The sequence below is a fragment of the Solimonas marina genome, from assembly GCF_012241385.1.
GTDB lineage: Bacteria > Pseudomonadota > Gammaproteobacteria > Nevskiales > Nevskiaceae > Solimonas > Solimonas marina.
The window spans coordinates 522854-536808 of record NZ_JAAVXB010000002.1 but is presented as its reverse complement, the minus strand read 5'-3'; the positions used below and the strand labels follow the sequence as shown (position 1 = coordinate 536808).

The window sequence follows — 13955 nt, the reverse complement described above, 5'->3', positions numbered from 1 at the left end:
CTTTGCCGAACAGCGGTCGCGGCTGGCGCCGCTCCTACAAAAAAGCGCACGCTCCTGCGCGAGCGGCGCCAGCCGCGACCTGATGACCCGGATCGGTGCCCTGCGACGAGCCGATGATCACGGGGCCTTTTCAACCGGCAGCTTGCCCAGATCACCCTTCCAGTTCGCCGCCAGCCACGCGGCGGTGGCGTAGACCTGCACGTTCTGACGCAGGCCGGCGTGGTCGAGATGATCGAGGGTATCGGCCGTCGAATGATGCACATCGAAGTAGCGCACCGCGTCCTGCTGCGGACCGATGGTCGGCACCCCGGCAGCCGCAGTCAGCGCGTCGACGTCCGAGCCGCCGCCCGCATCGCGCGGACCATCGTAGACGCCGAGCGGCGCCAGCTCGACGAGCAACGCCTTGCGGAAATCCTCGGCGCTGTCCGGCAGATTCGTGCCGAGGCGCCAGACCGCACCGGAGCCCAGATCGGCCTCCATCGCCAACACGTGCTTGCCGAGTTCGTCGGCATGTTCGGCAACGTAGGCGCGCGAGCCGGACGAGTGAAACTCCTCGTCGGCGAACAGCACCACGCGAATCGTGCGCTGCGGCTGGCGGGCATATTTGTTGATCGCGCGCACCGCCGACAGCACGGTCGCAACACCGGCCGCGTCATCCTCGGCGCCCGGCGTGATGTCCCAGGAGTCGAGATGCGCCCCGAGCAGCACGATCTCATCGGTCTTGCCGGGCAGCTCGCCGACCACCTGCGAGCTGTTGACGGCACCGTATTCGCGCGCATCGAGCTTGACGCGGATCGTTGCGCTACCGGTGCGCGTGATCGCCGCCAGGCGATCGGCCGCGACGTTCGACAAGGCCAGCGCCGGAATCTTCGGCGCATCGCCGTAGCGGGTCACGCCGGTGTGCGGCACGTCGTCATCGGCCGTGCCGACGGTGCGAATCAGCGCCGCGACCGCACCCTTGCGGCCCGCTTCGGCCGGCCCCTGCACGCGGATTGCGACGTCCTCGGCGTAGCCGGTGACGTCTCGCGTGCGCTGCATGTGACGGTCGATGAAAACGATGCGCCCGCGGACGCGCGACACCGGCAACGCCTGCAGTTCGGCCAGCGAGGCGACGCGCACCACCTCGCCTGCGACGCCCTGCGGCTCGGTGCCGACGCTGCCGCCGAGCGCCACCGCCGCCAGCGGCTGTTCGTCGGTGCTCGACAGTTCCAGCAACACCTCGGTCTTGCCGCGCACCCAATGCGGCAGCGTCACCGGTTCGACGTGCACGTTCTTCAGGCCGGCGGCCTGCATCGCCTGCAACGCCCAGATCACCGCCGCGTCATAGCTGGCCGAGCCGGCGAAGCGCGGGCCGATGTTGCCGACCAGCGACGCCGCGACCTGCTCGGGAAAATCGTCGTGCGCGATCTTCTGCTGCAGCTTGTGAATCGTCGCGTCACCCGCGCTCGCGACCGTGCAAACCGACAGGCCCAGCGCCAACACAACGACCGGCAGGCATTTCATCGTCAGACTCCACGACGCGCTGCGGCCGCAAAAGCCGGCGCGCCGCCATGAGATAATGGGGGATTGCTGCGCACGCGCGCAGCGCCAGCCACTATAGCCCTGCGGCGCTGCAGCGTCGTGGGGAGTTTTGCTATTTGCCGTTTTCATGAGCCTTCCGAACGCCTGTTCCGCCCTTACGCCGGCCCTGCCCGAGACCGCCGTCTCCTGGACCGGCCTGCACGGCCCGGCCGCGGCGCTGGCCACCGCCCAGCTCGCCTGCCAACGTGACCGTCTGGTCGTTGCGCTCGCCGCCGACGAACAGCACGCCTACCGCCTCGAAGCGGAGCTGCGCTTCTTCCTTGGCGACGTGCCACTGGTGCATCTGCCCGACAGCGAGGTGCTGGCCTACGATCAGTTCTCGCCGCACCAGGACGTGCTGTCGCAGCGCTTGGCCGCCCTGCACCGCCTGCCGCAGATGCGGCGTGGCGTACTGCTGACGACAGCCGACCAACTGATGCAGCGCCTGCCGCCGACCGGCTGGCTGGGCGGGCGCGCGTTCGAGATCAAGGTCGGCGACAAGCTCGATCCGCAACGCTTCCGCGAGCGGCTGATCGCCGCCGGTTATCAGTCGGTGTCCGAGGTCCAGGCGCAAGGCGAGTTCGCGGTGCGCGGCGCGCTGCTCGACCTCTACCCGATGGGCGCACCGGACGCCTATCGCATCGACCTGTTCGACGACGAGATCGAAACGATCCGCACCTTCGATCCGGAAACGCAGCGCAGCGAGGACAAGGTCGACGAAATCCGCATGCTGCCGGCACGCGAATTCCCGACCGACAAGGACGGCATCGAGACCTTCCGCAAACGCTATCGCGAATACTTCCCCGGCGATCCGTCGCGCTCGCGCATCTACAGCGAAGTCAGCAAGGGTTTGATGCCGGGCGGCATCGAATCCTGGCTGCCGCTGTTCTTTGTCGACGGCACGTCGATGCTGACCGACTACCTGCCGGAAGACGCGATCATCGTCGCCGCCGGTGAGCTGGAGCACGCGCTCGACATCGACTGGCAGCAGATCGGCGAGCGCCACGAACGCTACAGCGGCGACATCGAACGGCCGCTGATGAAACCGGACGATCTGTTCGTGGCGCCAGCGGCGGTGATGAAGGCGCTGGGCCGCTTCGCGCGCGCGACGATCGGCGGCACGCTCGAACCGCGCCTGGGCTTTGCGATCGGCACCGCACACAAGGGTGCCGACGCGGTGCGCGCGCAGCTCGCGGCGCTGTCGCCCGACGAAAAAGTGCTGTTCGTCGCCGAATCGCCGGGCCGTCGCGAGGCGCTGCTCGGCTTTCTCAAGCCGCTCGGCATCCTGCCGCGCGAACACCGCAACTGGGGCGACTTCCTCGCCGACGGCCGCCGCATCGGCATCACACTCGGTCCGTTGCAGGAAGGCTTCCGCCTCGACGCCGACCAGCTCAGCGTCATCTCCGAAGCGCAGGTTTTCGGCCAGCGTGCGCCGGCCGCCGAGGTGCGGCGCAAGAGCCGCATCCGCGATCCGGAAACCGTACTGCGCGATCTGTCGGAAATCTCGCAGGGTTCGCCGGTCGTGCACGTACAGCACGGCGTCGGCCGCTACGTCGGCCTGCAGAAGCTCGACGCCGGCGGCATCGACACCGAGTATCTGGTGCTCGAATACGCCGGTGGCGGCAAGCTCTATGTGCCGGTCACGTCGCTGAACCTGATTCACCGCTACAGCGGCACCGAACCGGAACACGCGCCGCTGCACAGCCTCGGTTCGGAACGCTGGAGCAAGGCGCAGGCCAAGGCGCGCGAAAAAGCGCAGGACGTCGCCGCCGAGCTGTTGCAGATCCAGGCGCGTCGCGCCGCCAAGCCGGGCCTGCAGCTGGAGTTCGACGACGAGGACTACCGCCGCTTCTGTGACGGCTTTCCGTTCACGCCGACCACCGACCAGCAAAAGGCGATCGACGCCGTGCTCGACGACATGCGCTCGGAAAAGACCATGGATCGCGTGGTCTGCGGCGACGTCGGCTTCGGCAAGACCGAGGTCGCGCTGCGCGCCGCGTTCGTCGCCGCGCGCGGCGGCCGGCAGGTCTGCATGCTGGCGCCGACCACGCTGCTGGTCGAACAGCACGCCAAGAATTTCGCCGACCGTTTCGCCGACTTCCCGATCCGCGTCGCCAGTCTGTCGCGCCTGCGTTCGACCAAGGAACAGAACCAGACGCTCAAGGAACTGGCCGAGGGCAAGCTCGATGTCGTCATCGGCACGCATCGCCTGCTGCAGAACGACATCAAGTTCAAGGATCTGGGCCTGGTCATCGTCGACGAGGAACATCGCTTCGGCGTGCGCCACAAGGAGCGCCTGAAGAACCTGCGCGCCGAGGTCGACCTGCTGACGCTGACCGCCACGCCGATTCCGCGCACCCTGAACATGAGCCTGGCCGGCCTGCGCGATCTGTCGATCATCGCCACGCCGCCGGCCTCGCGTGTGGCGATCAAGACCTTCGTCTCCGAATGGTCCAATCCGCTGGTCTACGAAGCCTGTCTGCGCGAGCTCAAGCGCGGCGGCCAGATCTATTTCCTGCACAACGAAGTCAAGGACATCGAGAACTTCTCGCGCAAGATCCAGGAACTGGTGCCGGAAGGCCGCGTGCGCTACGCGCACGGCCAGATGCGCGAGCGCGAACTCGAACAGGTGATGCTCGACTTCTATCACCAGCGCTTCAACATCCTGGTCTGCACGACCATCATTGAATCCGGCATCGACGTGCCGAGCGCCAACACCATCCTGATCGACCGTGCCGACCAGCTCGGCCTCGCCCAGCTGCATCAGCTGCGCGGCCGCGTCGGTCGCTCGCACCACCGCGGCTATGCCTATTTCCTGGTGCCGTCGAAGCGCGCGCTGAACGCCGACGCCGAGAAACGCCTGGAAGCGATCGAAACGCTCGGCGACCTCGGTTCCGGCTTTGCGCTGGCCACGCACGATCTGGAAATCCGCGGCGCCGGCGAGCTGCTCGGGGCCGACCAGTCCGGGCAGATCGAGGAAGTCGGCTTCACGCTGTACGCCGAGCTGCTGGCGCGCGCGGTCAAGGCCATCCAGCGCGGCAAGCTCGACGACGCGCCGTTCGGCCACGCCGAATGCGAGATCGACCTTGGTGTCGCCAGCCTGATCCCGGACACCTATATCCCGGACGTGCATGCACGCCTGACGCTATACAAGCGCATCGCCGAGGCCGCCGACGAACACGCCCTGCATGAGCTGAAAGTCGAAATGATCGACCGCTTCGGCCTGTTGCCGCCGGCCGCCGAGCGCCTGTTCGATGCCTCGGCGCTGCGCATCAGCGCGCAGGCGCTGGGCATTACCCGGCTGCGCGCCGGCGCGCGCTCGATCACCGTCGACTTCTCGGACCGCCCGAACATCGAGCCGGTGAAACTGATCAAGCTGATCCAGACCCAGCCCAAGACCTACCGGCTCGAAGGCCAGAAGCGCCTGAACTGCTACGGCAACTTCGAGTCCGCCGAGGCGCGCATCCCGGCGGCAACCTTGTTGTTGGCGACGCTCGGCGGCTCATGATGCTGGCAGCCACGCTGCGGGCTGCATTCGCTAGAATGTGGCACCGTTTTTCGCTGCAATGCAGCATGCGGTCGCCGACGGGCGCGTCTCGCCGGCGCACGCCCATGTCCGCCCCGACCGGAACCCCAGACCGGAACCGATGAGTTCGATCGCTGCTTCTTTCCGCCGCTGGCCGGCGCTGATTGCGCTGCTGCTGTCCATGACGGCACTGTCGGCGCACGCCGAAACCTATCGCATGGACCTGATCGTGTTTCTCGATCGCTATGCGCCGACCGAAGCCGGCGTCGCCGGTCAGGCCGCCGACACCGGCACCGCCATCGATCCGGGTGACGCCGCGGCCTTGCAGGCGGCCGGCATCACGGTGCTGCCCGATGCTGCCTTCGGCCTGCAAACCGAGTGGCGTCGTCTGCAGAACTCCAAGCGCTTCGAACCGCTGGTGCACCTGTCGTGGACCCAACGCGATCCGCCGAGCCGCGACGGCCCGGCCATCCATGTGCGCTGGGGCCAGCCCGGGGCCGATGGCGTGTTTCCAGTCGACGGCCGCGTCAAGCTGCTGATCCCGGAACGCTATCTGACCCTGGACACCGATCTGCTCTACAGCTCCGGCGGCCGCAGCTGGCGGCTCGACACGCGGCGTCGCATGCGCCGCGACGAGCTGCATCACCTCGACAGCGCGCGCCTCGGCATCCTCGCCCGCGTCACCAAGGCGGACGGCCCGTGACGTCGCGCCGCGCCTGGCATGGCGCTCTGCTCACCCTGATCACGGCCGGCACGCTCAGCGCCTGCAAACTCTCAGACCTGCACGTGGGCGCCAGCACCCCGCCGCTGCCGGCGCCGCCGGTCTGCACGGTCGATCTGCGGACACCGGCACCGATCCTCAACCTGCCGCTGACCGACACGCCACGAGGGCCGGCCGGTGGCGACGACATCGACATCGCGCAAATCCACACCGTCAACCAGCCGCTGGCCGATATCGGCACCTGGAACGACGAGCCGGACGGCTGGTCGGTGCTGGCGCTGACGCTGGGCTCGCGTCGCGCGCGCTCGCTGGCGGTGCGCATGCGCGACGTCAAGCTGCCGAAGCAGGCGCAGGTCTGGCTGTGCGGCACCGGCGGCGGCAAATCGCGCCAGGGGCCATACACCAATGCGCCCGAGCATGAGATCTGGACGTCGCCGGTCAACGCGCCGATCGCGCGCATCGAAGTCTGGGTACCGACCGCCGAACGGCCGCACTTCGGCGCGACCCTGACCGACGTCTACGGCGGCTACCAGTAAGCCGCGCCGCTGGCGACGGTGACGCTGACAAAGTCGTCACCCTGCGGCACAGGCCAGCTCCCTACACTATTGCGCAACGGCGCTGCCGCTCGGCAGCGTCGCATTGCTGTGCCGTGCGCATCTGGCCGGGATCCGGGTGTGCACGACGACGGTCGACTCAACCTATCCATCAAGATCCCATGCCCACGTACAAAACCCGCGCTGTCCTGTCGCTCGCCGACGCCGAGCGCATCGTTGCGGCGGCCCGCGACGAAGCGCAGCGCAACAGCTGGAACGTCGCGATCAGCGTCGTCGACGAAGGCGGCCATCCGCTGTCGTCGGTTCGCCTCGACGGCTGTGCCGCAATCGGCGCCTACATCAGCTACGAAAAAGCCCGCAGCGCCGCCATCGGACGCCGCGAAACCAAAGGTTATGAAGACATGATCAATGGCGGCCGCAACGCCTTCCTGGCGGTCGCCGACATCAGTCGCGGCCTGCTCGAAGGCGGCATCCCGGTGATCGTCGATGGCGATTGCATCGGCGCCGTCGGCGTCTCCGGCGTCAAACCGGACCAGGATGCGCAGGTCGCGCGCGCCGGACTCGGCGCCCTGGCCTGATCGTCGACGCGGCGAGCGGGCCGTTGACCGGCCCGCTCGCCCGCCTAACGACAGTTACGGCAGCGCCTGCTGCAGAACGGCACGCACCTTGGCCATGCCGGATTCGATCGACTGCGCGATCTCGGCATGGATGTCGCCGAGGCCCTGCACGCCGGCGGCCCAGTTCACCGACACCGCGAGACAGGCGTAATCGAGCCCCAGCTCGCGGGCCAGCGCTGCTTCCGGCATGCCGGTCATGCCGACCATGTCGCAGCCGTCCTGCGCCAGCCGGCGGATCTCGGCCACCGTTTCCAGACGCGGCCCCTGGGTAACGGCCAGCACGCCCTCGCCAGCCAGCGGCGTACTGCTCGCGTCGGCGGCGGCAATCAGCCGACGGCGCAGCCCGGGCGCGTACGGCTCGGTGAACTCGACGTGGTGCAGCTCGGCGCCGGCACCTCCATCCGAATAGGTGTGCGCGCGGCCCCAGGTGTAGTCGATCAGATCGGCCGGCACGGCAATGTCGCCGGGCGCGAACCATGGCGCGATACCGCCGACCGCGGCAATCGCCACGACCTGCTTGACGCCAGCCTCGCGCAGCGCCCAAAGATTGGCGCGGTAGTTGATGCAGTGCGGCGGAATCTTGTGGCCTTCACCGTGACGCGCGAGAAAGATCGCGCGCGTGCCGTAGACACGCCCATCGAGCAGCGCCGCGCTCGGCAGGCCGTATGGCGTTTCGATTTCCAGCCGCTGTTCGATTTCCAGACCCGGCCACTGGTTCATGCCGGTGCCGCCGATCACGGCGACGAGGCCGCGATCCATTGCGCTGTTGCTCATCTGCAGGTCTGCCTCGACGCGTCCGCTCACAGGCCTTTGACGGCGTAGATGGCCGGCAGTTGGCGCCAGTATTCCTTGTAGTCCATGCCGCAACCGAAGACGTAGCGGTCACCGACTTCGAGGCCGATGTATTCGGCCTGTGCGCCCGGCGCACAGCGCTCGTGGCGCTTGCGCAGCAACACTGCGACGCCCAGCGACGCCGGCTCGAACTGCGACAGCGCACTGCGGATCGCCGCCAGCGTATGGCCTTCGTCGAGGATGTCGTCGATCACCAGCACATGTCGGCCGCTGACGCGCTCCGGCTTCGGCTGCACCTTCCAGACCAGGCCGCCGCCAGTGGTCGCGCCGCGGTAACGGCTGGCATGGAAGTAGTCCATCTCGAACGGAAAATCGAGGCGACGCGTGATTTCCGCCATCGCATACAGACCGCCATTCATGACGCAGTGAAACACCGGATTGAGGCCGGCGTACTTGGCGGTGATATCGGCAGCCAGACGATCGTAGGCCGCCTGCACCGCCTCGGCGCTGTGCAGGACATCGGCCTCGGCGAGGACTTGAATGGCTTCGCTGTGCAGTTCGGTCGTCATGGGTTCGGATGCTTTGCGTAAAGTTTCTTGAGGCGCGCCGAGCCGGCGCGATCGGGTTTGAGGTCCTTGCCGAGCGCGTCGATCAGCGCGATCGTCGCCGCACGGTCGTTGCAAACCGGCAGCATGTCGCAGCCGGCTTCGAGCGCGAGCCGCGCGCGAGCCTCCATGTCGCCGACGACGGCGGCGCCGCCCATCGACAGATCGTCGCAGAACACGGCGCCCTTGAAGCCCAGCTCCTGGCGCAGCACACCGTCGATCCAGTACGACGACAGCGACGCGATCTGCGGCTCGACGTTCAGATAGCGCACATGCGCCATCATCATCGACTCGATGCCGTCGTCGATCAGCGCCTTGAACGGCGCCAGGTCGGCGCGCACGTCCTCGACGCGACGACGATCAACGGGCAGCTCCAGATGCGAATCGGCAACCACCGCGCCGTGTCCGGGGAAGTGCTTGCCGGTCGCCGCCAGCCCCTGCGCATTGAGGCCGGCGCGAAACGCGCGCGCCAGTTCGACGGTGATGCCGACCTCGTCGGAGAACGCACGATCGCCGATCACCTGGCTGACGCCGTAGTCGAGGTCGAGCACCGGCGCGAAGCACAGGTCGATGCCGAACGCCGACAGTTCGCGGCCGATGGTCTCGCCCTGGGCGCGCGCTTCGGCCAGCGCCTTGGCGGCGTTCTCGTGATAGAGGTGACCGAAACTGCGCATCGCCGGAATACGCGTGAAGCCGACGCGGAAGCGCTGCACGCGACCGCCCTCGTGATCGACGGCCATCAGCAGACGCTCGCGCGGCAACGCCAGCACGTCGTCGCAGAGCTTCTTGAGCTGCTCCGGATCGCGGTAGTTGCGCGTGAACAGGATGAAGCCACCGACCAGCGGATGGCACAGCAGCTCGCGATCCTCGGCCGTCAGTTCCTGGCCGGGGATGTCGATCATCAATGGCCCCAGCAACTTGGTGCGGGCCTTGGAAGTCGTGGTGTTATTCGTGGAGCTCAACGTCGGTCCCTGCACAAACAAGATCGAACAATTCGATGACGTCTTCGTTGCGCATGCGCACGCAACCGTGTGACGCCGGCCGACCGAGCGCTGCGACGTCGGGCGTGCCGTGGATATAGACATAGCGACGGAAGGTGTCGACGCAGCCGAGCCGGTTACGTCCGGGTTCCGTGCCGGAAAGCCAGAGGATACGCGAGAGTATCCAGTCGCGGCCCGGATACCGCGCCCCCAGTTCGGGCGACCAGACCTCGCGCGTCCAGCGTCGCCCGCGCAACACCGCACCCAGCGGCAAGCCATCGCCCACTTTGGCGCGGATACGGTGCCGGCCGCGCGGCGTGCAGCCCGAGCCCTGGATTTCGCCGGGCCCGTTGGCCGCCGTGGAAATCACGTAGTCGCGCACGCAATGCCCGCCGTCGAACAGGCGCAGGTGCTGCGTCGCGATGTCGACGTCGATCTTCATCCGCGCTCGGTTTCCGGCCAGCTCGCGTACGGATGCAGCGCCAGATAATGGTTGTAATAGCGGCGGTCATCGGTCAGTTCGCGGCCCAGCCAAGCTGGCTGCTCGAACGCCGCGTCGGCCGCCTGCAGCTCGATCTCGGCGACCACCAGGCCGGCGTTGTCGCCGACGAACTCGTCGATCTCCCAGACCGCGCCATCGTGCGCGCCGTGCGCCGGCACGTAATGGCGTGTCTTCTCGACGCGACCGACGCACAGGGTCGCCAGCAATTCACGGCAGTCGGCCGGCGGAATGTCGTACTCGTATTCGGCGCGCGCGCTGCCGACCACCGCCGCCTTGATGTTGAGCTTCGCCGCCTCGCCTTCGAGGCGCACGCGCACCGACGCCTGGCCTTCGCGCGTCAGATAGCCCTGGCGCATCTCGACGCTGTGCGTGACGTGAGCGCGCCAAACGTCGTTGGCGACGAGGAATTTGCGTTCGATTTCCAGGGGCATCAGTGAAAACTCTCGACGAAAGCGATCTTTTGTACTCGAACCTGGGCGCGATGATTGAGCCTTTTGTTTCGCGCTGCGGCGCGAGTTTCTTTTCTTAGCTTGTCCAAAGAGAAGGGACCAAGAGAAAGGGCACCCCGAGTCGGCGCCGGCTGCGCCGGCCCCCGGCCGTTTGGCCGTGCTCGGGGCACGCGCCGACGCGACATCCTGTCGCGACGTTGCTCGCCCGGCCGTCCCTGGCCAGGCGAGCCCTGCGCGCGATCGAACGGCCGGCGCCTCCTAGGGGGCCCAACGTCAAAAGCCACAGCCAAAGCGGGGCATACCGTACGGACCCGCTGTTGCTTTTGGCTGTTCCGCTTCACCGGGTCCCCTTGGGCCGCACCGAGCAGCGCAGCGAGCGCAGGGAATGGCCGGCCAGGACGGCCGGCCAAGTCGTCGTCGCGACAGGGATGTCGCGTCGGCGACGGTCCCGAGCACGCGAGCAGCGCAGGCTCGCCCGCAAAGCGGGTGCGGCCCCAGGGGTGTCCTTTCTTTTGCCTACTTTTCTTTGGACAAGCAAAGATAAAGTAGGTCGCGCCGCAGCGCGAAACAAAAGGCTCGATCAAGTGACGGCTGTCGAGGTACATGAAGCCCCTCGCCTCTAGTCCCGAACGAACAACGCCATGCTCTCGACATGACTCGTATGCGGAAACATATCCATCACCCCCGCCCGCGCCAGCCGATAACCAAACTCCTGCACCAGCATCCCCGCATCGCGCGCCAGCGTACCCGGATGGCAGGACACGTAGACGATGCGTTTCGGCTTGCGCTTGGCGATGATCGGCAGGATTTCCTTGGCGCCGGCGCGCGGCGGGTCGAGCAGCACCTTGTCGAAGTCGGGCTGCAGCCACGACTCGTCGCCGGTCGCGGTGAACAGATCGGCTTTCTCGAAACGCACGTCCAGGCCATTGCGCGCGGCGTTGTCGCGAGCGCGCTGAACCAGGCCCTTTTCGCCTTCGACGGCGAGCACCTGCGCACCGCGCCGGGCCAACGGCAACGAGAAGTTGCCGAGGCCGCAGAACAGTTCGAGCACGCGCTCGCCCGCCGTCAGGTCCAGCCAGTCGAGCGCTTGGTTGACGGTGCGCTGGCTGATCGTGCCGTTGACCTGGATGAAGTCGGTCGGCTCGAAGCGCAACGTCAGGTCGGAGCCGTCCGGCGAATACTGCAACAGCTTGGCGTCGTCGAGCGGCCGGATGCTGTCCGGACCGCCGGTCTGCAGATAGATGTCGAAACCCTCAGCCACGGCGAACGCACGCAAGGCTTCGCGATCGGCGTCGGTCGGCGGCGCCAGCACGCGAAACACCAGCGCCACGACGTCGGTCGCGCAGGCCACTTCGATCTGCGGCACCTGACGGCGGATCGACAGGGCGCCGATCAGCGCGCCGAGTTCGCGCAGCTTCTCGCCGACGCGCGCGTCGACGACGTGGCAGCGCTCCAGCGTCGCGAGAAAGCTCGATTCACGTTCACGAAAGCCGACCAGCACGCCGCCCTTCTTCGGCACGTCCTTGGCGCCGAGCCGCGCGCGACGGCGGTAGCCCCAGACATCGCCGACGATCGGCGCCGCGACCTCGTCGGGCACGACCTTGCCGCTGCGTTCGAGCTGACCGAGCATCTGCTTCTGCTTGAAGGCGATCTGCTGATCCGGCGCGAGGTGCTGCATCGAGCAGCCGCCGCAGAGGCCAAAGTGCGCGCAGCGCGGTTCGACGCGATGCGGCGAGGCGGTTTCGACGGCGACGCACTGCCCTTCGTCGAAGTCGCGCGACGTGCGTAGATACTTGAAGCGGACGCGTTCGCCCGGCAAGGCATCGGCAATGAACGTCGCCTTGCCGTCGATGCGGGCAAACCCGCGTCCCTCGTGATCGAAATCGATGATGTCGGCCGTGAATTCGCCGGCCGGCGGCAGCTTCTTCCTGCGATGCAAGTCAGTTTGTCCAGGCTGCGGAAAATTCGGACCAGTGCGCGCCGTCGGCGCCGTCGAGGAATTCGCGCACGCGTGCTTCCTCGGCCTGGTGTTGTTCGGGACTCAGGCGCCCGCGCATGCGCTCGAAGCGCAGATAGACGAGCCAGGTGTTGAGCACGTCGGTTTCGCAATACGCGCGGATGCCGGCGAGGTCGCCGTCGCGGTAGGCGTCGAAGACCTTGGAGCCGTCCATGCCGAGCTTGCCCGGGAAGCCGAGCAGGATGGCGATCTCGTTGAGCGGCGCGTTCTGCCGGCCGCTGTACATCGCCAGCACGTCCATCAGGTCGGTGTGGCGGAACTGATAGCGGCCCAGGTAGTTGTCCCACTTGGCCTCGCGATCGAAATGCCCGGTGTCCCAGTAGCGCGGCGCGACGACATCGTGCAGCAGGCCGCGGTAATGCAGCACCGGCAGGTCGAAGCCGCCGCCGTTCCACGACACGATGATCGGCCGATACTTGTCGATGCCGTCGTAGAAGCGCTGGATCAGTTCGCCTTCCTCGGCCGATTCATCGCCGATCGACCAGCACTTGAAGCTGTCGCCCTGGCGCAGCGCCACCGAGATCGCAACCACACGTTGCAGATGCCCCGGCATGAAGTCGTTACCGCGTTCGGCCAGGCGCATGCTGCGCATCGCCGACCAGACCTCGGCATCGTTCATGCCATCGAGGCCCATGATGCGGCGGCCGCCGTCGAGATCGGGAATCGTCTCGATATCGAAGACCAGCACCGGCTCGCGCCACGACATGGCAGCGGTCACGAAGGAAAGACGCCCGTCGAAATGTAGCGGTCACCGCGATCGCAGACGATGGTGACGATGGTCGCGTTCTCGACCTCGCGGCACAACTGCAACGCCGCCCACAGCGCGCCGCCGGACGACGGCCCGCAGAACAGGCCTTCCTGGGTGCCGGCCAGGCGCATCGTGTCCTCGGCGTCCTGCGACGACACTTCGATGATGCGATCGATGCGCTCGCGGTCGAAGATGGTCGGCAGATAGGCTTCCGGCCACTTGCGGATGCCCGGGATCGACGATTCGCCGTCCGGCTGCACGCCGATCACCTGCACGTTCTGGTTCTGTTCCTTGAGGAAGCGCGAGCAGCCCATGATGGTGCCGGTGGTGCCCATCGACGAGACGAAGTGCGTGATACGCCCGGCCGTGCCCTTCCAGATTTCCGGCGCCGTACCTTCGTAGTGCGCGCGCGGATTGTCGGGGTTGGCAAACTGGTCGAGCACCCGGCCCTTGCCGTCGGCTTGCATCTTCAGCGCCAGGTCGCGCGCACCTTCCATGCCCTCTTCCTTGGACACCAGGATGACCTCGGCGCCGAAGGCCTTCATCACCGCACGACGCTCGACCGACAAGTGCGCCGGCATGATCAGCACCATGCGATAACCGCGCACGGTGGCCGCCATCGCCAGGGCGATGCCGGTGTTGCCGCTGGTGGCCTCGATCAGGGTGTCGCCCGGCTTGATCTCGCCGCGCTCCTCGGCGCGGCGAATCATCGAATACGCCGGTCGGTCCTTGACCGAGCCGGCCGGATTATTGCCTTCCAGCTTCACCAGCAGCGTATTGTTGCCGATACCCGGCAGACGCTTGAGCTGGGCAAGTGGGGTATTGCCGATAAAATCGGCGAGCGTTGGGTAAGTCATCAGCGAATTTTACGCGAGGGAACCCCG

At 67.1% G+C, this 13955-nt stretch carries 13 protein-coding genes; 4 read left to right on the top strand and 9 right to left on the bottom strand.

Going from position 1 to position 13955, the window contains the following annotated elements; genetic code table 11:
* Positions 1-117 precede the first annotated feature (117 nt).
* Positions 118-1503, bottom strand: coding sequence for a M20/M25/M40 family metallo-hydrolase (locus G7Y82_RS05770; protein ID WP_168147049.1), 1386 nt, complete (start codon positions 1501-1503; stop codon positions 118-120).
* Positions 1504-1648: 145 nt separating this feature from the next.
* Here G7Y82_RS05770 and mfd point away from each other — a divergent pair, with 145 nt between their 5' ends.
* The 4 genes from mfd to G7Y82_RS05750 all read left to right on the top strand — a co-directional run bounded on the left by mfd (position 1649) and on the right by G7Y82_RS05750 (position 6939).
* The gene (mfd, locus tag G7Y82_RS05765; RefSeq protein ID WP_168147048.1) at positions 1649-5068 is read left to right on the top strand and encodes a transcription-repair coupling factor; all 3420 of its coding nucleotides are present in this window, start codon (positions 1649-1651) and stop codon (positions 5066-5068) included.
* Between the two features lie 139 nt (positions 5069-5207).
* Entirely contained in the window at positions 5208-5789 is a 582-nt protein-coding gene (locus G7Y82_RS05760) for a CsiV family protein (protein WP_168147047.1), read from the top strand.
* The gene (locus tag G7Y82_RS05755; RefSeq protein WP_168147046.1) at positions 5786-6343 is read left to right on the top strand and encodes a hypothetical protein; all 558 of its coding nucleotides are present in this window, start codon (positions 5786-5788) and stop codon (positions 6341-6343) included. The genes G7Y82_RS05760 and G7Y82_RS05755 overlap by 4 nt, the downstream gene beginning before the upstream one ends.
* Positions 6344-6522: 179 nt before the next feature.
* Entirely contained in the window at positions 6523-6939 is a 417-nt protein-coding gene (locus G7Y82_RS05750; protein ID WP_168147045.1) for a GlcG/HbpS family heme-binding protein, read from the top strand.
* A 54-nt stretch (positions 6940-6993) separates the two neighbouring features.
* Here the strand turns inward: G7Y82_RS05750 and G7Y82_RS05745 are convergent, their stop codons facing one another.
* From G7Y82_RS05745 to cysM, 8 genes are all read right to left on the bottom strand, one after another.
* Positions 6994-7737 carry an S-methyl-5'-thioinosine phosphorylase gene (locus tag G7Y82_RS05745; RefSeq protein ID WP_168147160.1) on the bottom strand — a complete coding sequence of 248 codons (744 nt, stop codon included), beginning with the start codon at positions 7735-7737 and terminating at the stop codon, positions 6994-6996.
* A 41-nt stretch (positions 7738-7778) separates the two neighbouring features.
* The gene (locus G7Y82_RS05740; RefSeq protein WP_168147044.1) at positions 7779-8339 is read right to left on the bottom strand and encodes a hypoxanthine-guanine phosphoribosyltransferase; all 561 of its coding nucleotides are present in this window, start codon (positions 8337-8339) and stop codon (positions 7779-7781) included.
* Positions 8336-9337, bottom strand: coding sequence for a beta-N-acetylhexosaminidase (gene nagZ / locus G7Y82_RS05735; protein WP_240954086.1), 1002 nt, complete (start codon positions 9335-9337; stop codon positions 8336-8338). The genes G7Y82_RS05740 and nagZ overlap by 4 nt, the downstream gene beginning before the upstream one ends.
* Complete coding sequence (locus G7Y82_RS05730; protein WP_168147043.1) at positions 9321-9797, bottom strand: L,D-transpeptidase; 477 nt, start codon at positions 9795-9797, stop codon at positions 9321-9323. Before G7Y82_RS05730 ends, nagZ begins: the two co-directional genes overlap by 17 nt.
* Positions 9794-10288 (bottom strand): CYTH domain-containing protein, encoded by a 495-nt coding sequence (locus tag G7Y82_RS05725; protein ID WP_168147042.1) that lies wholly within the window; start codon positions 10286-10288, stop codon positions 9794-9796. The genes G7Y82_RS05730 and G7Y82_RS05725 overlap by 4 nt, the downstream gene beginning before the upstream one ends.
* Positions 10289-10925: 637 nt before the next feature.
* Positions 10926-12245 (bottom strand): 23S rRNA (uracil(1939)-C(5))-methyltransferase RlmD, encoded by a 1320-nt coding sequence (rlmD, locus tag G7Y82_RS05720; RefSeq protein ID WP_168147041.1) that lies wholly within the window; start codon positions 12243-12245, stop codon positions 10926-10928.
* A 1-nt stretch (position 12246) separates the two neighbouring features.
* Positions 12247-13029 (bottom strand): 3'-5' exonuclease, encoded by a 783-nt coding sequence (locus G7Y82_RS05715; RefSeq protein WP_168147158.1) that lies wholly within the window; start codon positions 13027-13029, stop codon positions 12247-12249.
* Between the two features lie 8 nt (positions 13030-13037).
* The gene (cysM, locus tag G7Y82_RS05710) at positions 13038-13928 is read right to left on the bottom strand and encodes a cysteine synthase CysM (protein ID WP_206370352.1); all 891 of its coding nucleotides are present in this window, start codon (positions 13926-13928) and stop codon (positions 13038-13040) included.
* Between the last annotated feature and the right edge of the window lie 27 nt (positions 13929-13955).